The 20,964-nt window shown below is 69.3% G+C and carries 20 protein-coding genes; 11 read left to right on the top strand and 9 right to left on the bottom strand.

Translation table 11 applies throughout. From position 1 onward, the window contains the following. Window positions 1–191: 191 nt before the first annotated feature. Window positions 192–3,545, bottom strand: coding sequence for a transglutaminase family protein (locus tag DEW08_RS13605; protein ID WP_109327925.1), 3,354 nt, complete (start codon window positions 3,543–3,545; stop codon window positions 192–194). 241 nt (window positions 3,546–3,786) lie between these two features. Here DEW08_RS13605 and DEW08_RS13600 point away from each other — a divergent pair, with 241 nt between their 5' ends. Both DEW08_RS13600 and DEW08_RS13595 read left to right on the top strand, forming a co-directional pair. Then, a complete protein-coding gene (locus tag DEW08_RS13600) occupies window positions 3,787–4,737 on the top strand; it encodes a hypothetical protein (RefSeq protein WP_245986233.1) in 951 nt (316 codons plus the stop codon). A 14-nt stretch (window positions 4,738–4,751) separates the two neighbouring features. Beyond that, on the top strand, window positions 4,752–5,564 hold the full coding sequence (locus DEW08_RS13595) for a lysozyme inhibitor LprI family protein (RefSeq protein ID WP_109327923.1): 813 nt from the start codon (window positions 4,752–4,754) through the stop codon (window positions 5,562–5,564). Window positions 5,565–5,580: 16 nt separating this feature from the next. Here the strand turns inward: DEW08_RS13595 and DEW08_RS13590 are convergent, their stop codons facing one another. Further along, window positions 5,581–6,492, bottom strand: a complete 912-nt coding sequence (locus tag DEW08_RS13590; protein WP_109327921.1) for an aldose 1-epimerase — start codon at window positions 6,490–6,492, stop codon at window positions 5,581–5,583. A gap of 234 nt (window positions 6,493–6,726) precedes the next feature. On the opposite strand from DEW08_RS13590, the gene DEW08_RS13585 reads away from it, so the two are divergent. Next, window positions 6,727–9,375: a serine/threonine-protein kinase gene (locus DEW08_RS13585; RefSeq protein ID WP_245986231.1), complete on the top strand. Its 2,649-nt coding sequence runs from the start codon at window positions 6,727–6,729 to the stop codon at window positions 9,373–9,375. Window positions 9,376–9,456: 81 nt separating this feature from the next. Here DEW08_RS13585 and DEW08_RS13580 read toward each other — a convergent pair whose 3' ends face one another. Beyond that, on the bottom strand, window positions 9,457–10,008 hold the full coding sequence (locus tag DEW08_RS13580) for a peptidylprolyl isomerase (RefSeq protein WP_109327919.1): 552 nt from the start codon (window positions 10,006–10,008) through the stop codon (window positions 9,457–9,459). Window positions 10,009–10,203: 195 nt separating this feature from the next. Here DEW08_RS13580 and DEW08_RS13575 point away from each other — a divergent pair, with 195 nt between their 5' ends. After that, window positions 10,204–10,707 (top strand): GNAT family N-acetyltransferase, encoded by a 504-nt coding sequence (locus DEW08_RS13575; RefSeq protein ID WP_109327917.1) that lies wholly within the window; start codon window positions 10,204–10,206, stop codon window positions 10,705–10,707. Between the two features lie 28 nt (window positions 10,708–10,735). On the opposite strand, the gene DEW08_RS13570 is transcribed toward DEW08_RS13575, so the two are convergent. Together DEW08_RS13570 and DEW08_RS13565 are read right to left on the bottom strand one after the other, a co-directional pair. Continuing rightward, window positions 10,736–10,948, bottom strand: coding sequence for a hypothetical protein (locus DEW08_RS13570; protein ID WP_109327915.1), 213 nt, complete (start codon window positions 10,946–10,948; stop codon window positions 10,736–10,738). Window positions 10,949–11,314: 366 nt separating this feature from the next. Next, window positions 11,315–11,587: a hypothetical protein gene (locus DEW08_RS13565; RefSeq protein ID WP_109327913.1), complete on the bottom strand. Its 273-nt coding sequence runs from the start codon at window positions 11,585–11,587 to the stop codon at window positions 11,315–11,317. 257 nt (window positions 11,588–11,844) lie between these two features. Here DEW08_RS13565 and fumC point away from each other — a divergent pair, with 257 nt between their 5' ends. The 5 genes from fumC to DEW08_RS13540 all read left to right on the top strand — a co-directional run bounded on the left by fumC (window position 11,845) and on the right by DEW08_RS13540 (window position 15,159). Further along, entirely contained in the window at window positions 11,845–13,233 is a 1,389-nt protein-coding gene (gene fumC / locus DEW08_RS13560; RefSeq protein WP_109329845.1) for a class II fumarate hydratase, read from the top strand. A gap of 61 nt (window positions 13,234–13,294) precedes the next feature. Further along, window positions 13,295–13,498: a ribbon-helix-helix domain-containing protein gene (locus DEW08_RS13555; protein ID WP_109327911.1), complete on the top strand. Its 204-nt coding sequence runs from the start codon at window positions 13,295–13,297 to the stop codon at window positions 13,496–13,498. Window positions 13,499–13,514: 16 nt separating this feature from the next. Further along, window positions 13,515–14,051: a GNAT family N-acetyltransferase gene (locus DEW08_RS13550; protein WP_109327909.1), complete on the top strand. Its 537-nt coding sequence runs from the start codon at window positions 13,515–13,517 to the stop codon at window positions 14,049–14,051. Window positions 14,052–14,128: 77 nt separating this feature from the next. Continuing rightward, entirely contained in the window at window positions 14,129–14,866 is a 738-nt protein-coding gene (locus tag DEW08_RS13545) for a DUF599 domain-containing protein (RefSeq protein WP_109327907.1), read from the top strand. Window positions 14,867–14,931: 65 nt separating this feature from the next. Further along, window positions 14,932–15,159 (top strand): hypothetical protein, encoded by a 228-nt coding sequence (locus tag DEW08_RS13540; protein WP_109327905.1) that lies wholly within the window; start codon window positions 14,932–14,934, stop codon window positions 15,157–15,159. Between the two features lie 23 nt (window positions 15,160–15,182). Here DEW08_RS13540 and DEW08_RS13535 read toward each other — a convergent pair whose 3' ends face one another. The 3 genes from DEW08_RS13535 to purE all read right to left on the bottom strand — a co-directional run bounded on the left by DEW08_RS13535 (window position 15,183) and on the right by purE (window position 18,778). Beyond that, a complete protein-coding gene (locus tag DEW08_RS13535; RefSeq protein ID WP_109329843.1) occupies window positions 15,183–16,865 on the bottom strand; it encodes an EAL domain-containing protein in 1,683 nt (560 codons plus the stop codon). Window positions 16,866–17,237: 372 nt separating this feature from the next. After that, window positions 17,238–18,308, bottom strand: coding sequence for a 5-(carboxyamino)imidazole ribonucleotide synthase (locus DEW08_RS13530; protein ID WP_109327903.1), 1,071 nt, complete (start codon window positions 18,306–18,308; stop codon window positions 17,238–17,240). A gap of 2 nt (window positions 18,309–18,310) precedes the next feature. Next, entirely contained in the window at window positions 18,311–18,778 is a 468-nt protein-coding gene (gene purE, locus DEW08_RS13525) for a 5-(carboxyamino)imidazole ribonucleotide mutase (protein ID WP_109329841.1), read from the bottom strand. Window positions 18,779–18,991: 213 nt separating this feature from the next. Here purE and DEW08_RS13520 point away from each other — a divergent pair, with 213 nt between their 5' ends. Further along, window positions 18,992–19,441, top strand: a complete 450-nt coding sequence (locus tag DEW08_RS13520; protein ID WP_245986229.1) for a group III truncated hemoglobin — start codon at window positions 18,992–18,994, stop codon at window positions 19,439–19,441. A 53-nt stretch (window positions 19,442–19,494) separates the two neighbouring features. On the opposite strand, the gene DEW08_RS13515 is transcribed toward DEW08_RS13520, so the two are convergent. Beyond that, window positions 19,495–19,695 carry a YdcH family protein gene (locus DEW08_RS13515; protein WP_109327901.1) on the bottom strand — a complete coding sequence of 67 codons (201 nt, stop codon included), beginning with the start codon at window positions 19,693–19,695 and terminating at the stop codon, window positions 19,495–19,497. A gap of 179 nt (window positions 19,696–19,874) precedes the next feature. Here DEW08_RS13515 and DEW08_RS13510 point away from each other — a divergent pair, with 179 nt between their 5' ends. Continuing rightward, window positions 19,875–20,960 (top strand): ATP-dependent 6-phosphofructokinase, encoded by a 1,086-nt coding sequence (locus tag DEW08_RS13510; RefSeq protein ID WP_109327899.1) that lies wholly within the window; start codon window positions 19,875–19,877, stop codon window positions 20,958–20,960. Window positions 20,961–20,964 lie beyond the last annotated feature (4 nt).

Raw genomic sequence — 20,964 nt, 5'->3', positions numbered from 1 at the left:
CTGGATAGGGTGGCTCCCCTATTGCGGGAAAAGGTATCCGGGATAATCGAAAGAGCTGTAGGCCAATTGTCGTAGGGCGGGAAGATTTCTCCCGCCAGCATGCACAGGTGTGGGTTGTGCCGTGCTGTTCCCGCTCCAGGCCCGGCACGGGTGGGGCGGAGCGGGGATCCGGCCGCTCCGCCCGCCGCGACTCAGCCCCGCCGCAGGTCCAGCGTCATCGGGAACTGCGGGTTGCGCTCCTCCGCCGGCATGTCGACCGGCCCCGGCGTGTGGCCGAAGGGGAAGAAGCGGGCAAGGCGCCGCCCCTCCGCCTCGTTGGCGTTGACCGGGAAGGTCTCGTAGTTCCGGCCGCCCGGATGCATGACGTGGTAGGTGCAGCCGCCGATCGACCGCCCGGCCCAGCCGTCGAGGATGTCGAAGACCAGCGGCGTGTGGACGGGGATGGTCGGGTGCAGGCAGGACGGCGGCTGCCACGCCCGGTACCGCACCCCGGCGACGAACTCGCCCTCCGTCCCGGTGGGGATCAGCGGCACGCGCCGGCCGTTGCAGGTGACGACGTAGCGGGCATCGGTCAGCCCGGTGACGCGCACCTGCACCCGCTCCACCGAGCTGTCGACATAGCGCACGGTGCCGCCGCCGCCCGGTTCCTCGCCCAGCACGTGCCAGGGCTCCAGCGCCATGCGAAGCTCCATGGTCATGCCGCGCTGCTGGACATGCCCGTAGACCGGGAAGCGGAAGTTCATGTGCGGCGCGAACCACTTGTCCTGCAGCGGATAACCGTGGTCGCGCAGCTCCGCCAGCACGTCGGCGAGGTCCTGCTCGACGAAGAAGGGCAGCATGAAGCGGTCGTGCAGCTCCGTGCCCCAGCGCACCAGCCGTCCCTTGTACGGCGTCTTCCAGAAGCGCGCGACCAGCGCCCGCATCAGGAGCTGCTGGGTCAGGCTCATCTCGGCGTGCGGCGGCATCTCGAAGGCGCGGAACTCGACGAGACCGAGCCGCCCGCTGGAGCTGTCGGGCGAATAGAGCTTGTCGATGCAGAACTCCGCCCGGTGGGTGTTGCCCTGCACGTCGACCAGCAGGTTGCGCAGCACCCGGTCGACCAGCCAGGGCGGGCAGTCGCCGCCGGCCGCCGCGCGGTCGATCTGGTTGAAGGCGATCTCCAGCTCGTAGAGCTGGTCGTCGCGCGCCTCGTCGACGCGCGGCGCCTGGCTGGTCGGTCCGACGAACAGGCCGGAGAAGGCGTAGGACAGCGACGGGTGGTTCTGCCAGTAGGTGATCAGGCTGCGCAGCAGGTCGGGCCGCCGCAGGAACGGGCTGTCCGCCGCGGTGGCGCCGCCCATCACCACATGGTTGCCGCCGCCGGTGCCGCAGTGGCGCCCGTCGATCATGAACTTCTCGGCGCCGAGCCGGGACTGCCGCGCGTCCTCATAGAGCCCGGTGGTGTTGCGCACCAGCTCGTCCCAGCCATGGGACGGATGGATGTTCACCTCGATCACCCCGGGGTCGGGGGTGACGGCCAGCGAGTTGAGGCGCGGGTCCTTCGGCGGCTGGTAGCCCTCGATCACCACGGGCATGTCGAGTTCCAGCGCCGTGGCCTCGATCTCCGCCAGCATGGCGAGATAGTCCTCCAGCGTGTTCATCGGCGGCATGAAGACATGCAGCCGGCCGTCGCGCGCCTCGCAGGTCAGGGCGGTGCGGACGATCCACCAGGCTGACTTGCCCTCCTCCGGCAGCTCCGTCCGCACCTCCGCCATCGCGCGCTGGAGCTGGGCGAGGCGCTTGTCGCGATGCACGCCGCGGTCGGCCTCGACGGCGGCGGCCTGCGGCCGGCGGTGCATCTGCAGCGGATGCGGGGGCAGGGGGGAGCGTTCCTCGAAGGGATCGGTCTCCCAGGCAAAGGGGTAGTCCTGCGGCGCCACCCAGGGCAGCGAGCCCAGCGGCAGCCGGTAGCCGACCGGGCTGTCGCCGGGGATCAGCAGCAGCTTCTCCTGCCGCAGCGGCCAGCTGCTCGACAGCCAGACCGGCCCCTGCTGGGTCATCCGCCGGTTGATCGGCATGGCGAAGCCGACCGGCTCGTTCAGGCCGCGGGTGAAGACGCGGGTCAGCCGCTCGCGCTCCTCCTTGTCCTCCAGCCTGCTGTTCAGCGGATCGACGTTGACGGGAAGCTGCGATTCCTTGCGCAGGTAATGCCAGGGATCCTCATAGGCGGCCAGCACCAGGGCCGGGTCGATGCCCAGCCGCTTCGCCAGCGTCACCAGGAACAGCCCGGCGTCCTGGGCGGTGTGGCCGTAGTCGGTGTCCTCGCGGGCCAGCAAATCGTGGTTGGCCCAGATCGCCTCGCCGTCGCGCCGCCAGTAGACCGTCATCGCCCAGCGCGGCAGCGATTCGCCGGGATACCATTTGCCCTGGCCGAAATGCAGCAGGCCGCCGGGCGCGAAGCGGTTCGTCAGCCGGTGGACGAGGTCGGCTGCCAGCCTGCGCTTGGCGGGGCCGAGGGCGGCGGTGTTCCACTCCGCCCCGTCCATGTCGTCGATGGAGACGAAGGTCGGCTCGCCGCCCATGGTCAGCCGGACGTCGCCGGCCTTCAGTTCCTCGTCGATGCGGTGGCCAAGCGCCTCGATCTCCGACCATTGCTGCGGCGTGTAGGGCTTGGTGACGCGGGGCGCCTCATAGATGCGGGTCACCGACATCTCGTGCCCGAACTCCACCTCGCACTCGTCCACCAGCCCCGAGATGGGCGCGGCGGAGGAGGCGTCGGGCGTGCAGGCCAGCGGGATGTGCCCCTCGCCGGCCAGCAGGCCGGAGGTGGGGTCGAGCCCGACCCAGCCGGCGCCGGGCAGGAAGACCTCCGTCCAGGCATGCAGGTCGGTGAAGTCGGCCTCAGGTCCCGACGGGCCGTCCAGCGCCTTCTGGTCGGCGGTGAGCTGGATCAGGTAGCCGGACACGAAGCGCGCGGCCAGTCCCATGTGCCGCAGGATCTGCACCAGCAGCCATGCCGAATCGCGGCAGGAGCCGGTGCGCTTGTCCAGCGTCTCCTCGCAGCTCTGGATGCCCGGCTCCAGCCGGATGACGTAGCCGATCTCCTGCTGCAGGCGCTGGTTGATCGCCACCAGGAAGTCGATCGTCGGCACGCGGTCGCGCGGGATCGTCTTCAGGTAGGCGGCCAGCAGCGGCCCCGGCTCCTCCGTTTCCAGATAGGGGCGCAGCTCGCGCTCCAGCCACTCCTCATAGGGGAAGGGGCAGTGGGTGGCCTTCTCCTCCAGGAAGAAGTCGAAGGGGTTGATCGCCGCGATCTCGGCGACGAGGTCGACCTCCACGACGAATTCCCGCGTCTTCTCGGGGAAGACGAAGCGGGCCTGGTAGTTCGACTGGGGATCCTGCTGCCAGTTCAGGAAGTGCAGCTTCGGCGTCACGCGCAGGGAATAGCTGAGGATCGGTGTCCGGCAGTGCGGCGCCGGCCGCAGCCGGACGATCTGGGGGCCGAGCGACACCGGCCGGTCGTAGCGGTAGATGGTCCTGTGGTTGAGCGCAACGTGGATCGCCATTGATTACCCCGCTTGTGGCCGATGACGTCGATGCGCGGCACCCCCTGTCCGGCGCCGGTTCCACAACCGTACCACCGAAGCGCATATGCCGACAGGGAAGTATCGGGATTTTTTTGCGGTTGCGAAAAAGCTGCGCCGGCGCGCACTCTGCCACAGCGCCTTTATTCCTTTGGCATAGAGGCCTATAACGGTTAACGGCCTCGCCGCCCGCCTGCCGAAGGCGGCGGACGGGCATCGGCGTATGGCGGCGGGACAGGGTGACGGCTGGGCGATGGTGGCGCTGGCGGCTTCCTCGATGAGCGGTGATTCGGCGCAGGATCGTGCGCCGATGGGCGGCCAGCGCGGCGTGGTCACGGGGAAGTACTTCAACTTCAAGCCGCTGCCGCCGCCGGCCGACGTGCTGGGCAATCCGCTGGTCGTGCCCAACCTGCCGACCCACAAGCTGCCGAAGGAGAACTGGCGCAGCCGCCTCAAGCGCGTGCTGGCGCGCTTCAACATCGGGGCGAGATCCGCCGAGACCTCGCTGCGCTGGAAGCTGTACGACACCATCCAGGCGACCATGGCCTCCGTCTCTCCGGCGGTGACCCTGCTGGCGGAGCGCAGGGCGCCGGCGAAGCGCGGCCTGTCGGTGCCGATCGTCATGGTGCGCCACCCCTACCACCTGCGCCATGTCTTCGAGATGCTGCCGCGCATTCCGGACACGCTGGGGCCGGAGCGCCGGTTCCTGGAACTGCTGCTGAGCCGCATCCTGAAGCGCTATGGCGAGCAGATGGCCATGATGAAGGGCAGCGCCTTCTCCTTCGAGCACGAGGCGCGGGAGTATTTCGTCAACGGCTATCGCATGGAAAAGCAGCTCAAGAAGATCACCAGCCCCGACGAGCGCTTCGCCGCCCTGCAGGCGATCTTCAACCACTATTTCCATGGCCGGAACTATTACTACTACGCGCTTCTGCGCCGGGAGAAACTGGCGTCGGACAACAAGTTGTTCATGTACTTCTCCCGCGCGGTCTACTTCATGGCACGGGTGGACTGGAACGGCGAGTTGCTGGAGAAGCCATCGCCGCGCTCCCTGCCGACGCGCGACGACATGGTCTTCTTCGTTCAGCGTGACAAGTCGGTCCTGACGCGCTATCGCAGCGACCAGGATTTCCAGCGCCAGATCAAGAGCGTGCTGGAAGCGTTTCCGGCCTGAAGGGTTTTTCCGATATGCGCGCTGCCTTCGTTGCGATGGGCCTCTGCCTGCTGGCCGGCTCCGTTCCGGCTGCCGAGACCGCGGTTCCGCCGGTTCCCGACTGCTCCGGCGCCGCGACGCCGGCCGACCAGCTCATCTGCCGCGAGCCCGGCCTGACCGATGCCCTCAAGCGCCTGGAGGCCGCCGCCGCCGCGTTGGGCGAGACGACGGATGCCGCCGGGCGGGAGGCGCTGGCCGCCGCCCAGACGCTGTGGCGGCAGCGCCGCGACGCCGCCTGCCCGGTCACCGCGGCCGACCTGGAGGACGCGAAGAAGGCGAAGGGGCGGGCCGACTGCCTGGCGCGCTCGCTCGCCGACCGCACCGCCGCGCTCGAGGCGCAGCGCAAGGCGCGGCTCGCTCCGGTCTCCGACCTGCCGGTGACCATCGGCGAGGCGTCGGCCCGTCCGCTGGCGCCGCTGCCGGCCCGCCCGGCGGCGCTGACCCGGCCGGTGACCGCCGCCGCCTTCGTCGGTCGCTGGGCCAAGGCCGATCCGCAGACCCGCTCGCCCATCGACGACTGCCGCACCGCCTACCTGGAGGTGTCGCGCGAGATGACGGTGAGCATCGTCGATCCGCGCATTCCCGGACTTCCCGTCGAGGCGAGGCTGCCCGCCACCCTGTCGGCGACGCTGCCGGCCGAGGGCGCCCAGCCGGTCCCGCTGGAGTCGGACGGCGGCGCCAGGGGGACGCTCGCGCTCGAAGCGGCGGAGGCGCCGCGCGTCGACCGGCTTCTGCTGCGCCTGGAGCAGCCGACCACCCTGGGCGCGGTCTACGTCCGCTGCCGGTGACGCATCGGACAGGCCGTCAGAGCGGGCAGACGCGCAGCCGGACCGTACCGGCCAGCCGCTCTCCCGGTTCCAGGACGCGCAGACCGGCGTCCGGCTCCTCGGTGCGGTTGACCGCGTCGGTCATGTGGCTGACCGGCTCGACGCACAGATAGGACTCGCCGCGCGGCGCATAGACGATCAGGTGGCCGAACGGCCCGTCGGCGGCGATCGTCAGCCGGTGGCCGAGCGCCGGCAGATCCAGCGTCGCCACCCCGTCCCAGCCGGTGAAGCCGTTGTCCAGGACCACCTCGTCCATCCGCACGCCGCGGGGGAAGTCCCAGGCCTCCGGCACCGCCTCGCGCGCCAGGGGAAGCAGCGTGTCGTCGTTGCGCCAGACGGTCGCCACATTGGCGGTCAGCACCGTTCCCGGCGGTTTCGGGAAATAGGGATGCAGCCCGATCCCGGCCGGCATCGGCTCGTCCGACAGGTTCACCAGCTCCATCGACACCGTCAGGCCGTCGCGCTCGACCGAGATGTCCTGGGCGGCGGCATAGCGCCAGGGCCAGTCGTCGGCCCCGTGCCGGTAGGTCAGCCGGGCGGAGCGGCCGTCCAGCCCCTCCACCATCCAGGGATTCTGCCAGCCATGGCCGTGGATCCGGTGGGGCGAGCCGGGATCGGTCTCCAGCCTGACCCGCCGCTGGCGGAAGGTGAAGCGCCCGCCGCCGATGCGGTTGGAGAAGGGAACCAGCGGAAAGCAGCCCATGTCCGGCGCGAAGGTCCCGGCGAGCGCCGCCGGGCTGGCGGGGCGCAGCAGGTCGATCGGGCCGCGAGGCCCCTCCACCGTCAGGCGGGCGATCGACCCGCCGCAGTCCGGGGCCAGCAGGCAGGCGATGGCGCCGTGCCGCAGGGTTGCGAGGTCGTCGGCGCGCTGCTCAACCTGTCGATCCATCACGGCCTTTCCGCTCCGCGGTTGCTGCATTGCGGTATCTCACAGTTGGGCGGGGGAAGGGAAGCAGTTGGCCCTGCGACCTTTCGCTTGCCCCAGGATGTAGGAAATTGACGAAAATTGTTCCAATCATATACCGCGCCTTTACCCTCGCCGGGCGACACTGCGTGGTGACCGCCGGGTGCCCCGCAACCGGCGGTGAGTATAGCCTGCCGTTCCCGTCAGCATAAGGTCAGCGTGTCCAGGCCCTTGCCCCTCCGCCCGGTTGCTCCGGTCTCCGTCAGCGTCGGCATGATCGACGAGGCGGAGCCGTGCGGCACGCTTGCCGAGTTCCACGGGCCGCGGGGGCGCATGGTGCTGGGCATCGTGCTGCGCCAGTATCTCGAGTCGCTGCTGATCACGCCGACCGAGGCGATCCACCACGCCAAGCTGCTGAAGACGCTGATGGAGCAGGGGCAGCTCGTGGAGAATGCCGCGCAGAAGGTGGCGACGGTCCAGGCCCGGCAGCCCGGCCAGGACCAGCGCACCCGCCGTCTCGCCTTGCAGGCCGCGATCGACGAGACCTGGGTGAAGGCCCGCGCCGCCCAGGTGGCCTTCGCCGGCCGCGGCGGGCTGGACGCGGTGCTGGCGGCCCCTCCCGGCAGGTCGCCGACCGGCGACCGCGCCTACGACCTGCGGGTGGCGCTCAGCCTCCAGCTCGCCGAGATCAGGAGCTGGACCGGCAAGCTCGACCGGCTGCTGGAACTCCAGCAATGGGACCGCGATCCGGGGCTTGCCGATGCGGTGGACGGCGCCATCGGCGACCTGCTCGCCATGCCCGCCGCATCGCAGGAGCTGCTGGGGACCAACCTGCTGATGGGCGGCGTGCTGGTGTCGCTGTGCGAGCTTCTGTTCGGCCGGGTGGCGATGGAGGCGAACGGCCCCAGCAGGCTCGGCGTGCTGAACGCCCTGTTCCGCCAGGACCGCCTGCCGCAGGCCCGTGCCATGGTGCTCGACCGCATCCGCCGGCAGCTCCGCGCTCCCCAGCCGCTCGGCCGCGGCGCCTTCGACCAGGAGGCGGAGTATCTGCGCACCCTGACCGGCCACCTGCTGACCCCCGCCGGGCTGGTCGGCGGCCCGCCGATGGCCGACGCCCTGACCGTCCGTTATTCCCGCCGGCTGGAGCAGGGCGGCGCCAGCGCCTATCGCCGCTCCCTGATCGGCATCGCGGAGGGGCAGGCGGACCTGATCTGCCGCATCCATTATCTCGTGACGGTCGCTGCATCGCCCGCCGCCGAGCGCCATCTCGGCGAGATCGCCGATGCGCTGGACGCGGCGCTCGGCAACGAGCTGCTGGTGGAGAACATGGTGCTCCAGACGCCGGACGTGGCGCTGGTCGAGCGGTCCCTGGCCGCTGCGGTGGAGGCGGTGCGCAGCTCCGTCCTGCCGCCGGAGCTGAGGGCCCGGCTGGCCGGGCGGCTCGCCTTCATCGTCGACGAGTATGCCCGGCGCGGCCTGCTGGTCGCCCGGCTGCGCCAGATCGAGACGTCGCTGCGCCGCCGCACCATCCGCCTTGCCGAACTCGCCTGTTCCGGGCTGGTGCGGGAGGAGGGGGCGCTGCCGATGATGCGGCAGCACATCATGGAGATCGTGCGCCAGCCGCAGTTCCAGGCGGAGCTGTCGGCGTCCTCCGGTGGCGAGACGGCGCAGGCGGAGGTGCGCCGCCTCTTCGAACTCCTGGACAAGCTGCGCCAGACGCCGGCCGCCGCACCGCAGCCGTCCGCCCCCCTTCAGCCCACCATGCAGCCGGCCTTGCTGCCTGCCGGACGGGACGGCATCGCCACCGTCACCGCTCCGCCGGCCGTGCCGCCGGCCGCTGCGCGGGGCCGCCCGGCGGCGGCGTCCCCGCCCTCGCTGCCGCCGGCGCCTTCCAGGCCGGTGGCCGGCGGCGCGCTGTGCCCCTGCTGCTTCGCCGCGCGCGTGGGGCAGGAGCCGTGCCGCGCTTGCGGCTATCCGCTCCAGTCCGACAACCGTGCGGGCATCCACCTGACGCCGGGCTCCATCCTGCAGGGGCGCTACAGGACCGGCCGGGTGCTGGGGCAGGGCGGATTCGGCGCGACCTATCTCGGCTGGGACGAGCGGCTGCAGGTCAAGGTCGCGGTGAAGGAGTTCTATCCGGCCAACCTGATCGCCCGCACCCCCGGCGGCAGCGCCGTCATCCCCTTCTCGGACGAGCACGCCCGCAGCTTCAAGGCCGGGTTGACCAAGTTCCTCGACGAGGCGCGCATGCTCGCCCGGCTGCGCGACATCAAGGAGATCGTCGGCGTCCAGGATTTCTTCGAGGAGAACGGCACCGCCTATCTGGTGATGGAGCTGCTGGACGGCCGCACCATGAAGAAGGTCATCGCGGAGCAGGGCGGCAGGCTCGACGTCCGGCGAACGCTGGCCATCCTCACGCCGATCATGAAGGCCCTGCAGGCCGTCCACGAGCAGGGCTTCATCCACCGCGACATCAGCCCGGACAACATCTTCGTCACCAATACGGGCGAAAAGAAGCTGCTGGACTTCGGCGCCGCCCGGCAGGCGATGGAGGGGCCGGGGCTGACCGTGATCCTGAAGCCCGGCTTCGCGCCGCCGGAGCAGTATTCCCAGGAGGGCAGGCAGGGTCCCTGGTCCGACGTCTATGCGCTGTGCGCCACCGCCTATCTGTCATTGACCGGCAAGACGCCGCCCGATGCCACCACCCGTTTCATGAACGACCGGGTCCCCCGGCCGGGCGAGCTGTGCGCCGGCATTACGCCGGCCTTCGAGAAGGTGATCCTCTCCGGCCTCGCCATGCGCTGGCAGGACCGGCCGCAGTCGATGCGCGACCTGCTGCGCGCCATGACCGGCGCGCTCGGCGGCTGATCCGGCACTTCCGCGGCCGGGAAATACAAAAGGGGCCGGACGGTCGCCGGCCCCTCTCGGTCGACTGCGCGCCGGCGACGCTCACTTGGCGTCGGCGGCGACCTGCATCTTGATGATCTTGTCCGGATCCTTCACGGCGCCGCTGCCCGGGGCGCCCTTCTTGATCTTGTCGACGAGATCCATGCCCTCCACGACGCGGCCCCAGACCGTGTACTGGCGGTCGAGGTGCGGGGTCGGGCCGAAGCAGATGAAGAACTGGCTGTCGGCGCTGTTCGGGTCCATGGTGCGGGCCATCGACACGGTGCCGCGGATGTGCGGGGCCGAGTTGAACTCCGCCTTCAGCTTCGGCATGCCCGAGCCGCCGCTGCCGGTGCCGGTCGGGTCGCCGGTCTGGGCCATGAAGCCGTCGATCACGCGGTGGAAGACGACGCCGTCGTAGAAGCCCTTGCGGGTCAGCTCCTTGATGCGGGCGACGTGGTTGGGCGCAAGGTCGGGGCGCATCTCGATCACCACGCGGCCGTCCTTGAGGTCGAGGTAGAGGGTGTTTTCAGGATCCAAGGCCTTGGCCTCCCCATGAGCGAATAGAAGCGTGGCGAACAGCGCCGCCATCAGGATGCGGGTCCACCGCAGCATGCGAAAATCTCCGATGTGCCGAATTCCGCGATCGCGACCATAGGGGAAAGCGCGGCCAAAGCAAAGTGTGCGGCTGGTCGGGGGACCACCCGCTGTTGCCGCTCCGCGGGGGGATCGCTATCGTCCGCCGGCCCCCGCCGGAGGACACCGGATGCCGGGCCTGCCAGAAGAGCCTGCCAGAAGAGGAGGAGCGCCATGCCGACAGTGACCATCCGCCCTGCCGTCGAGGCGGACTGCGCGACGATCCTGCGCTTCGTCCGCGAGCTTGCGGAGTTCGAGCGCGAGCCCCAGGCCGTGAAGGCGACGGAGGAGGATTTCCGGCGCGAGGGGTGGGGCGAGACCCCGGTCTTCGAGGCGCTGATCGCGGAACTGGACGGCGTGCCCGTCGGATTCGCCCTGACCTTCCGCAACTTCTCCACCTGGGAGGGGCGGTCGGGCCTGTTCGTCGAGGATCTCTACGTCACGCCAGACGCGCGGCGCTACGGGGTCGGGCGGAAGCTGCTCGCCGCGGTCGCCCGCCGGGCGGTGGAGCGCGGATGCCGCCGGGTCGATCTCAGCGTGCTGGACTGGAACCCGGCCCGCGACTTCTACGGCCGCCTCGGTTTCCGTCACATGGAGGAGTGGATGAGCTATCGCCTGACCGGCGACGCCATCCGTGCCCTGGCGGAGTCCGATGCCGACGAGCCGGCCGCCGGGTGACGGGTCGCGCGATGCGCTTGCCCCCGCGTCACGCGCGGTTGAAGGCCACGGCCCCCAGGAGCTCGGCGTAGCCGGACCGCTCGTCGCGCAGGTTGGACAGCAGATCCGCCAGGCTGTCGCGCACGAACGCGTCGTCCTGCGTGCCCATCCGCTCCTGCGTCAGCCGGATGAACTCATCGATCAAGGTCATGTGCTCCAGGGAAGAGGCGATGATCTTCTCGGACTTCGTGACGGCGATCATTGTGGACATTCCTTGTTCTGGGCGAGCGCCCCTGACGATCCTGATGCGTCTATTTGGGCATGCGTGCGGTTAATGACTCGCTAACAGAGGTTTTGGTGGTGTCGCTTCTTGAGAGGTACTTCGCGGGCCGGCAATAGTGGCAGTTATACTCTTTGGTGGTAATGCTTTCCGCCCGAATAGGGGGTAGTGCTTGGCAGGACGCCGGGTGAGGGTCGCTACGAAACGTTGATGCAGATGGACGGTGTCTCCACCCATGCCCTTGAAAACACAAAGGGCAGCGGCACTGTTGCACCGCTGCCCGCAGGGCATTGGGTGGAGAGGAACCCTCCGGCAGAAGAGCCGGTTCGCCGCCCGGAAGGGGTAGGGCTACGCCGCCCGGCGATGGGGACGCGCCTCATGCGGCGCGGCAGTCATGGCATCCGCCGCATCGGCCCGGGCCAGGGCGCGGGCGATCATCTCGTCGAACAGGTCGCCGACGAAGAGACCCACCGGTTCGGGCCGTCCGCCGGGCTGCGGGCCTTCCATCAGAAGCGAGCCCTCCTCGCCGGGGCCGACGATCCGCCAGCCGCGCGCCTGCATCTCCGCAACCCGCGGACGGGCAATGAACGAGCGGACGTGATCCATGGCGAAGTCCTGCATGCCACCCTCCATTCGCGGTGATGAGTGCCGGGATGATCTGCCAGAGGCGGGTCTGGAACGAAGCGTAAGGGAAAACATGGAACGCAACAAGAACAAATTCGGGATGTCCTGTTCGAGACGTCCTGGCGGAGGGCGCCTCATGCACGGCCGGTAACCCTGTCCTGCCGGCCCACTTCCGGCCTAGGCCCCTTGCCGAGCGGCATCCGCGAGAAGAGATGTGGCTGAACCAGCAACGGAACAACCAGCACGAGGACCCCATGTCCGGGATGCGTACCGAGACCGACAGCTTCGGCCCCATCGAGGTTCCCGCCGACCGCTATTGGGGGGCGCAGACCCAGCGCTCGCTGAGGAATTTCCGCATCGGCGGCGAGCGGATGCCGGGGCCGCTGGTCCGCGCGCTCGGCATCCAGAAGCGGGCGGCGGCGCGGGCGAACATGCGGCTCGGGGCGCTCGACGGAACCCTCGGCGATGCCATCGTCTCCGCCGCGGAGGAGGTGATCGACGGACGCCTGTCCGACCATTTCCCGCTGGTGGTCTGGCAGACCGGTTCCGGCACCCAGACCAACATGAACGCCAACGAGGTGATCGCCAACCGCGCGATCGAGCTGCTGGGCGGCACGCTGGGGTCCAAGACGCCGGTCCATCCCAACGACCATGTGAACATGGGGCAGTCGTCCAACGACAGCTTCCCCACAGCCATGCACATCGCCGCCGCCGAGCAGATCGAGCAGGCGCTGATCCCGGCGCTGAAGCATCTGCACGCGGCGCTCGACGCCAAGGCGCGGGACTTCGCCGACATCGTGAAGATCGGCCGCACCCACCTGCAGGACGCCACGCCGCTGACGCTGGGGCAGGAGTTCTCCGGATACGCCGCGCAGATCGCCTATGGCATCGAGCGGACCCGCGGCGCCCTGCCGCAGCTCTACCGGCTGGCCCAGGGCGGCACCGCGGTCGGCACCGGCCTCAACGCCCGGCCCGGCTTCGCCGGGGCCTTCGCGGAGGAGGTGGCCGCCTTCACCGGCCTTCCCTTCGTCACGGCGGAGAACAAGTTCGAGGCGCTGGCGACCCACGATTCCCTGGTGGACGCTCACGGACATCTCAACACGCTGGCGGTGTCGCTGATGAAGATCGCCAACGACCTGCGGCTTCTCGGCTCCGGCCCGCGCTGCGGCATCGGCGAGATCGCGCTGCCGGAGAACGAGCCCGGTTCCTCCATCATGCCCGGCAAGGTCAACCCGACCCAGTCGGAGGCGATGACCATGGTCTGCGCCCAGGTGATGGGCAACCACACCACCGTCACCGTCGCCGGCGCCACCGGCCATTTCGAGCTGAACGTCTTCAAGCCGGTGATCGCCTTCAACGTCCTGCAGTCGATCCGCCTGCTGGCCGACGCGGCCGTCAGCTTCACCGACAACTGCGTCGCCGGCATCGAGCCGAACCGTGAGCGCATCGGCCAGCTCCTGAGCGAGAGCCTGATGCTGGTCACCGCGCTGAACCCGCACATCGGCTACGACAACGCGGCGAAGATCGCCAAGAAGGCCCACAGGGACGGCACCACGCTGAAGGAGGCCGGCGTGGCGCTCGGCCTGCTGACCGCGGAGCAGTTCGACCAGTGGGTCCGTCCCGAAGCCATGATCGGACGGTGACGGGCTTCCGTGCTAGGGTGGAGCGGACCAGCCCGTCCCTGCCCGCACCCGGTTCCCCGCCATGAAGAAGCGTTCCGTCCTGATCGCCGGCCACCCCACCAGCGTCTCCCTGGAAGAGGAGTTCTGGGAGGCGCTGAAGGGGGTCGCGCAGGCGCGCGGCCTGTCGGTCAACGCCCTGATCGAGGAGATCGACCAGACCCGCACCGGCAATCTGTCGAGCGCCATCCGCGTCCACGTCCTCAACGCCGTGCAGGGGAAGCGCTGAGGAGGATGTCCGGGCGATGCTGACCGTCGAACGCGCCGACAGCCTGCCGGCCGGGGAGGAGGTCGCGGGCTGCGACTTCTCCTTCGCGGTGACCTGCGAGGCCCGCCCGCCCTTCGACGGCCCCGGGCTGGGCCCGGTCGCGGCGATCCCTCCCTACCGCAAATCCTATGGCTTCGATCCCGAGGAGATCACCGGCGGCGTCACGGACGGAGGGCTGCTGGCCGTCCTGCGGCGGGACGGGCGGTTCGGCGGCTACCTGCTCGCCTCGGTCGCCTGGAACGGCTATGGATTGATCGAGGATCTGGCGGTCGACCGGTCCCTGAGGGGGCAGGGCGCCGGCCGTCTGCTGATGGATGAGGCGGTGCGCTGGGCGCGGGAACAGGGACTGCCGGGCCTGCGCCTGGAGACCCAGTCGAACAACGTGCCGGCCTGCCGGTTCTACCAGCGCTATGGCTTCGTCCTCGGCGGCTTCGACCGCCACCTCTACGGCCCGCCGCGGCCCGGCGGCGGCGAGACGGCGCTCTACTGGTACCTTTTCCTCCGGCAGGGCTGAGCGCGGCCTCTGGACAGCGCGCCGCAGCACGGCGTACACGCAAGGCCTCGTCCTGGTCCCGACCGAAAGAGCCGCCCTTGCCGCCCGACATGACCCTGCTCGACCTGATCGCGCTCGGCTGGTTCCTCGCGAGCTGGGTGGGGTTCACGCTGACGCAGGATCATCTGCTGGCCGGCGGCAAGCTGGTCAACCAGCACCTCAAGGTCATCCGCCGCCATTGGATGGAGCGGATGATGGAGCGCGACAACCGCATCATGGACTCGCAGCTCTTCGGCCACACGATGCACAGCTGCACCTTCTTCGCCTCCACCAACATGCTGATCCTGGCGGGGCTGGTCGGCTCCTTCGGCGGCATCGACCGGACGCACGAACTGATCACCAGCCTGACCTTCACCGTCCAGACCTCGCGCGACCTGTTCGAGGCGAAGATGCTGCTGCTGATCGTCATCTTCACCTTCGGCTTCTTCAAGTTCACCTGGGCGCTTCGCCAGTACAATTACTGCTGCGCCCTGATCGGCGCCGCGCCGGTGCGGCCGCTGCCGCAGGCGGTCCACCGCAGGATGGTGGAGAACATGGCCGACGCCCTGACGCTGGCGGTGACGGCGCTGAACGGCGGCATGCGCGCCTACTACTTCGCGCTGGCGGCCCTGGCCTGGGTGATCGGCCCGATCCCGTTCCTGCTGGCGAGCACCGTCGTCGTCGTCGTGCTGGCCCGGCGCCAGGCCTTCTCGGCGACGGAACGGATCATTCGCGAACAGATGGATCTTCTGGAGGATCAGGCCGCCAAAGACGGACATTCGTATAAGAACTTCTAATTACGCGAGAGCTGCGACGATATTTCCACTACCGTCGTCGCGCGGGCGGTGCTGTAGTGCCGTGCATGCTGCGCCGCAACGACGACTGCGGCGGCGGACCGACCGGACAGGACCCGACGACGATGGACGCCGATACCGCCCTGGCGATCATGGCCACCCTGGATGAGGCGGAGGATCTGCTGAGCCGCCTGCGCCTGCACGACGGCCCGCTGGACCAGGACTCCCTCCTGCGCAACCGCGAGCTTCTCGACCTTGCGCGCTACCGTCTGGAGACCGCCAGCCGGATGGCGTGATCCGGCCGGCTGCGGGCTGCGGCTCAGGGGGTCTTCCACACCACCTTGCCGCCGGCCCGCACCTTCGACCAGTCCTTGGCGAAATAGGCGAAGTCGCGCGACGGGCGGCTGAACAGGAAGCCCTGGGCCAGCCCGACCTCCAGGTCGTTCAGCAGGCGGGCGTGCTGCGGCTCCTCCACCTGCTCCCCGATCAGCGTCAGGCCGAGCTGGCGGCAGACATCCACCATCGACCGCAGCATCGCCATGTCGCGCGGGTTCTCCACCGCGCCGCGGACGAACTTCCCGTCGATCTTGGCATAGTCCACCTGCAGCCCGTAGAGCGACTGGAAGGACGTGGCGCCCGACCCGACATCGTCCAGGCAGACGCGGAATCCGCTCTCCCGCAGCTTCTGCAGCACGTCGTTCAGCTTGGCGATGTCGGTGACGACCACCGTCTCCGTCACCTCGATCAGCAGCTTGCGCGCCAGATCGCCATAGGGCTCGACCACCGACTGGAACTGCCGCAGGAAGATCGGGCTCATCAGCGTCTTGGCCGACAGGTTGATCGCCACGTCCGGCAGCTTGGGCTCCAGCCGGTAGGCGTTCAGCGTATCGAGCACGCACTGGGTCAGCAGCAGGTCGAAGTCGTAGATCAGCCCGACATCCTCGGCGAAGGTGATGAAGTCGGCGGGCGAGGGCATGCCGTCCACCCGGGTCAGCGCCTCCAGATGGTGGACGGCCTGGGTCTCCAGATCGACGATGGGCTGGTAGACGACGACGAAGTCCTTCTTCTCGATGGTCGCGCGCAGCCGGCCGATGCGCTCCACCGCGTCGGACATCATGCGGTTGGCGCCGTCCTCCAGGCTGGCGATGGTGAACTCCCCGCCCTGGGACGAGGCGAAGGCCTGCACCGTGTAGACCAGCGCGCGGGCGGCGTCCGCCGGGTCCAGCGTCGCGTCGGCGACGTCGACCGTCCAGCTCCGGATGCCGCCGGGCAGCGCGCCGCCGGCCGCCTCGATGATCTGGGCGATGTGCCCCTGCACCTCGCGCCCGTCGATGTCGGCGGCATGGACGATGCCGTAGCGGTCGCTGGAAAGCTGGCCGGCGCTGTCGCCGTCCGCCGAGATGCCCCGCAGATAGGCGTCGATCCCCTGCTTGACCTCCTCGGCCGCGCCTTCCGGCAGGGCCTCCACCATCGACTGCAGCCCCTCGATCAGCAGCAGCGTCAGCCCGTGGTCCAGCCCCTTCTCGCGGGCGGCGACGATCCGTTCCTCGAGGATGCCGGTGAAGCCGTGCATGTCCAGCAGTTCGCCCTCCGCCGTCGGCGAGGCGGCGGTCGCCCGCGGGCCGGAGACGAGCAGCACGGTGAGGAACAGCGAGCCGGGGCAGGAATCGAGCCGGCAGCCGCCCAGCAGGGCCGGGAACCTCTGCCCGTCATAGCCCTGGAACAGCACGCGCGCCGGCTTGATGCGGGCCTTCTCCTGGATGCGCTTGAACAGGACGTGGACGTATTTGCGGTCGCTCGGCGCCACCACCTCCAGCAGGTTCGATCCGACCAGCCCGCCGACGTCGCCCTGCGTCAGCCGGCAGCGGGCGCCGGCGCAGAACAGGATGGTCCCCTTCATGTCGGTTTCGATCAGCAGATCCGCCGCCGCGAAGGCGAAGCCGACGAACCGGTCCCGGTCCCGGCTCGATTGCGGCCGACGCAGCCCCGTCGGCTGTGGCATGGGGGTCCGCGGGACCATGTCCTGCACCAGCGTCATCACGCCCCGATGAAAAGATTGGAATAAAATTTACCTAATTGGCACATTTTGAATCTCAGGGTAGCTTGCTTCGCGTCCTGACGAAAGCAGCAAGAATCTCCGCTGACCTTCGCCATAGGTGATTGCAGAGAATTTTCAGCGATTTGTAAGTGATGGAACAAGGTCCGCGCTGTTTTATCGCAGCCGGAAACTGTTTGAACACGTTTGTATTTTTGCGTCGCACCAACGAAGCCGCCTCGCGACTCCGCAGAACCGGTCCGGAAGGACCAAAGAAAAGGCCCCGCGCCAATGCTTGGGGCGGGGCCTTTTCGACTGGCACGGGCTTTCGGATGAGCGTCAGCGCCGCGGCGTCAACCGCGTGACATGCCCCATCTTGCGGCCCGGCCGTGCCGAGGCCTTGCCGTAGAGGTGCAGCCGGGCGCCGGGCTCCGCCAGCAGCTCGGGCCAGCGCAGCACGTCGTCGCCGATCAGGTTCGTCATCTCCGCATCCGCCACCCGCTCGACCGAGCCCAGCGGCAGGCCGCAGACCGCGCGGACGAGCTGCTCGAACTGGCAGCAGTGGCAGGCGTCCATCGTCCAGTGGCCGGAATTGTGCGGCCGCGGCGCCATCTCGTTGACCAGCACATGGCCGTCCGGGGTGACGAACATCTCGACCGCCAGCACCCCGACCAGGTCCAGCGCCTCGGCGATGCGCCGGGCGATGCCGTCGGCCTCCGCCGCGGTTCCGGCCGATATGCGGGCGGGGGCCAGGGTGATGTCGAGGATGCCGTCCTTGTGCCGGTTCTCCACCGCCGGATAGGCCGTCATCGCCCCGTCGGCCCGCCGGGCGACGATGACCGACACCTCGCAGGTGAAGGTGACGAAGCCCTCGACGATGCCGGCCGGCGCGCGAATCGACTCCCAGGCGGCGGCCGGGTCCGTGTCGGCGTCGAGCCGCGCCTGTCCCTTGCCGTCATAGCCGAGACGGGTGGATTTCAGGATGCAGCGGGGACCCACCGCGTCGCGCGCCGCCGCGACGTCCGCCGCGCTGTGCGCCTCGCGCCAGGGAGCGGTGGCGATGCCCAGCCCGTTGACGAAGCGCTTCTCGGCGACGCGGTCCTGCGCCACCGACAGCACGTTGCCGCCGGGATGGACGGGCACGAAGCGGCGCAGGTGGGCGACCGTCTCGACCGGGACGTTCTCCCACTCCAGCGTCACCACGTCGACCGAGCGGGCGAAGCGCTCCAGCGCGTCCAGGTCGGTCCAGTCGCCGATGGTCATGGCGGCGCAGACCTGGGCACAGGGGCTGTCGGCGGCGTCCGGGGCGTAGACGTGGACCTTGTAGCCGAGGCGGGCGGCGGCGAGCGCGGTCATCCGGCCGAGCTGGCCGGCACCGAGCATTCCGATGGTGGCGCCGGGAGCGAGCATGGTCAGGCCGGCTCGTCCACCGGGGCCTCGGCCACCGCCGCGGTCTGGCGGGCGCGCCAGGCGTCCAGCGCCTCGGCCACCGCCGGGTCCATCAGGGCGATGACCGACCCGGCCAGCAGGGCGGCGTTGATGGCGCCCGCCTTGCCGATCGCCAGCGTGCCGACCGGGACGCCGCCCGGCATCTGCACGATGGACAGCAGGCTGTCCATGCCCTTCAGCGCATGGCTTTCCACCGGCACGCCGAACACCGGCAGCGGCGTCATCGAGGCGGCCATGCCCGGCAGGTGGGCGGCGCCGCCGGCCCCGGCGATGACCACCTTCAGGCCGCGCGCCTTGGCGCTGGTCGCGTACTCGACCAGCCGGTGCGGCGTGCGGTGGGCGGAGACGATGCGCACCTCGTGCGGCACGCCGAGAGCGGCCAGCGTGTCGGCCGCATGTTTCATGGTGGTCCAGTCGGACTGGCTGCCCATGATGATGCCGACCAGCGGAGCGGCCGGCGAGGAGGTCGGGGAAGCGGCGGACACGGCGATCTGCTTTCCTGTCTGTCCTGAAAGCGGCGGTTTATAGGAAAACCGGCGATTCTGTCCAGCGGGACCGCGCATGCGACGCCAAGAGACCTTTAACCGCGGCGCCGGGAAGGTTACCTAGACCCCATCCCACAGCGTTTTCCCGGGTGAAAGACCATGAGCGAGACCAGCCGCGCCGACATCCGAACCGCCATGGCGGAGGAGCGCATGGCCGCCGCCGGCGTCACCGAGGCGACCATCGACCGGATGGTGCGCACCTTCTACGGCAAGATCCAGGGCGATCCCGTGCTCGGCCCGATCTTCGGCCGCGCCATCACCGACTGGGAACCGCATTTGTCCAAGATGGTCGATTTCTGGTCCTCGGTCGCGCTGCTGACCATGCGGTACGAGGGGCGGCCGATGCCGGTCCATGTCCGCATGGGGCTGGAGCCGGAGCATTTCGCCCGCTGGCTGGAGCTGTTCCGCGAGACGGCGGCCGAGGTGTTTCCGCCCGACGGCGCCGCCTTCTTCGTCGGCAAGGCGGAGCAGATCGCCCGCAGCTTCCAGATGGGGATCCAGTTCTTCAACGAGCAGACGAAGGGCAGCGCCGCGCCGGCCGCCCGGTAGCCCGATCAGGCGCCGGGGCGCCCCGTCAGGCAATCGCGTCAGGCGATGATGCGTCAGGCGATGATGTCGGGCAGCAGCCGGCTCTCCAGCAGGGTGATCTGGTCCTTCAGCATCAGCTTGCGCTTCTTCAGCCGCTGCATCTGGAGCTGGTCATAGGGCGCGCGTTCGGCCAGCCGGGCGATGACATCGTCCAGATCGCGGTGCTCGCTGCGGAGCGTGGCGAGTTTTTCCTTCAAGATTTCTTGTTCGTTCATCGCGCTCGTGGCATCGCGCCCGTTGTGCCGGCTGGCAAAGCGGCGCGGACTATAGCAGATTTCCTCAGCAGCGGCACCGCGAAACCTCGGGCTCGTCCAGAGGTTATGGTTTGCGGGAGCGGCCGGTTCGGGTAACACTGGACCTCCGTGCAACGGGCAGGTGAAACAGGACAGGTTCCATGACGGCTCGCAAGCGCATCGGCATCCTCACCAGCGGCGGCGACTGTGCCGGCCTCAACGCGGTCATCCGGGCCGTGGTGCACCGGGCGGTCGGCACCTACGGCTGGCAGGTCCTCGGCATCAAGGAAGGCACGCAGGGCTTCCTGCAGCGCCCCGTGCAGTATCAGACGCTCGACCTCTCCAACGTGGACGGGCACATGATGCGCCAGGGCGGCACGATCCTCGGCACGACCAACCGGGGCGACCCCTTCGCCTATCCCATGGGCGACGGCACCACCAAGGACCGTTCCGACGAGATCATCGGCGGCTACCGCGAGCTGGGCCTCGACGCGCTGATCGGCATCGGCGGCGACGGCAGCTTCGCCATCCTGCACAAGCTCGCCGAGAAGGGCGGGCTCAAGATGGTCGGCATCCCCAAGACCATCGACAACGACCTCGGCATGACCGAGGTGTCGGTCGGCTTCGACACCGCGGTCGGCGTGGCGGTCGAGGCGCTCGACCGGCTGCAGCCCACCGCGGCCAGCCACCAGCGCGTGATGGTGCTGGAGGTGATGGGCCGCGACGCCGGGCACATCGCGCTGGCAGCCGGCATCGCCGGCGGCGCCGACGTCATCCTGATCCCGGAAGTGCCCTACTCGATCGACAGCATCGCCAACAAGATAAAGCAGGTGCGGGCGTCCGGCCGCAACTTCGCCCTGGTCGTGGTGTCGGAGGCGGTGAAGACCGCCGAAGGCACCGGGGTCAAGAAGCTGCTGCAGGGCGGCGAGAAGCGCTATGGCGGCATCGGCGACTATATCGGCGAGAAGATCGCCGATGCGACGGGGGCCGAGACCCGCGTCACCGTGCTGGGCCACGTCCAGCGCGGCAGCCCGCCGAGCGCCCGCGACCGCCTCGTCGCCTCGGCCTTCGGCGTTCACGCCGTGGACCTGATCGCGGAGGGCAAGTTCGACCGTATGGTCGCCTGGTCCAACCGCGGGGTGATCGACGTCCCGATCACCGAGGCCATCGCGCACTACTCCTGCGTCGAGCTGGACAGCGCCCTGGTCAAGACCGCCCGCGGTCTCGGCATCAGCCTCGGCGATTGAGCGC

The organism is Azospirillum thermophilum (assembly GCF_003130795.1).
GTDB lineage: Bacteria > Pseudomonadota > Alphaproteobacteria > Azospirillales > Azospirillaceae > Azospirillum > Azospirillum thermophilum.
This window is presented reverse-complemented; position numbering and strand designations above follow the sequence as displayed.

What these genes read in the sequence shown, in the direction of transcription:
- DEW08_RS13530 (WP_109327903.1), bottom strand. Translation starts at nt 18,308, where the DNA reads ATGCTCGCTCCCGGCGCCACCATCGGAATGCTCGGTGCCGGCCAGCTC.
- DEW08_RS13590 (WP_109327921.1), bottom strand. Translation starts at nt 6,492, where the DNA reads ATGGATCGACAGGTTGAGCAGCGCGCCGACGACCTCGCAACCCTGCGG.
- DEW08_RS13575 (WP_109327917.1), top strand. Translation starts at nt 10,204, where the DNA reads ATGCCGACAGTGACCATCCGCCCTGCCGTCGAGGCGGACTGCGCGACG.
- DEW08_RS13600 (WP_245986233.1), top strand. Translation starts at nt 3,787, where the DNA reads ATGGCGGCGGGACAGGGTGACGGCTGGGCGATGGTGGCGCTGGCGGCT.
- DEW08_RS13515 (WP_109327901.1), bottom strand. Translation starts at nt 19,695, where the DNA reads ATGAACGAACAAGAAATCTTGAAGGAAAAACTCGCCACGCTCCGCAGC.
- DEW08_RS13535 (WP_109329843.1), bottom strand. Translation starts at nt 16,865, where the DNA reads ATGCCACAGCCGACGGGGCTGCGTCGGCCGCAATCGAGCCGGGACCGG.
- DEW08_RS13510 (WP_109327899.1), top strand. Translation starts at nt 19,875, where the DNA reads ATGACGGCTCGCAAGCGCATCGGCATCCTCACCAGCGGCGGCGACTGT.
- DEW08_RS13580 (WP_109327919.1), bottom strand. Translation starts at nt 10,008, where the DNA reads ATGCTGCGGTGGACCCGCATCCTGATGGCGGCGCTGTTCGCCACGCTT.
- DEW08_RS13555 (WP_109327911.1), top strand. Translation starts at nt 13,295, where the DNA reads ATGAAGAAGCGTTCCGTCCTGATCGCCGGCCACCCCACCAGCGTCTCC.
- DEW08_RS13595 (WP_109327923.1), top strand. Translation starts at nt 4,752, where the DNA reads ATGCGCGCTGCCTTCGTTGCGATGGGCCTCTGCCTGCTGGCCGGCTCC.
- DEW08_RS13520 (WP_245986229.1), top strand. Translation starts at nt 18,992, where the DNA reads ATGAGCGAGACCAGCCGCGCCGACATCCGAACCGCCATGGCGGAGGAG.
- DEW08_RS13605 (WP_109327925.1), bottom strand. Translation starts at nt 3,545, where the DNA reads ATGGCGATCCACGTTGCGCTCAACCACAGGACCATCTACCGCTACGAC.
- DEW08_RS13540 (WP_109327905.1), top strand. Translation starts at nt 14,932, where the DNA reads ATGCTGCGCCGCAACGACGACTGCGGCGGCGGACCGACCGGACAGGAC.
- DEW08_RS13570 (WP_109327915.1), bottom strand. Translation starts at nt 10,948, where the DNA reads ATGATCGCCGTCACGAAGTCCGAGAAGATCATCGCCTCTTCCCTGGAG.
- fumC (WP_109329845.1), top strand. Translation starts at nt 11,845, where the DNA reads ATGTCCGGGATGCGTACCGAGACCGACAGCTTCGGCCCCATCGAGGTT.
- DEW08_RS13565 (WP_109327913.1), bottom strand. Translation starts at nt 11,587, where the DNA reads ATGCAGGACTTCGCCATGGATCACGTCCGCTCGTTCATTGCCCGTCCG.
- purE (WP_109329841.1), bottom strand. Translation starts at nt 18,778, where the DNA reads ATGGGCAGCCAGTCCGACTGGACCACCATGAAACATGCGGCCGACACG.
- DEW08_RS13550 (WP_109327909.1), top strand. Translation starts at nt 13,515, where the DNA reads ATGCTGACCGTCGAACGCGCCGACAGCCTGCCGGCCGGGGAGGAGGTC.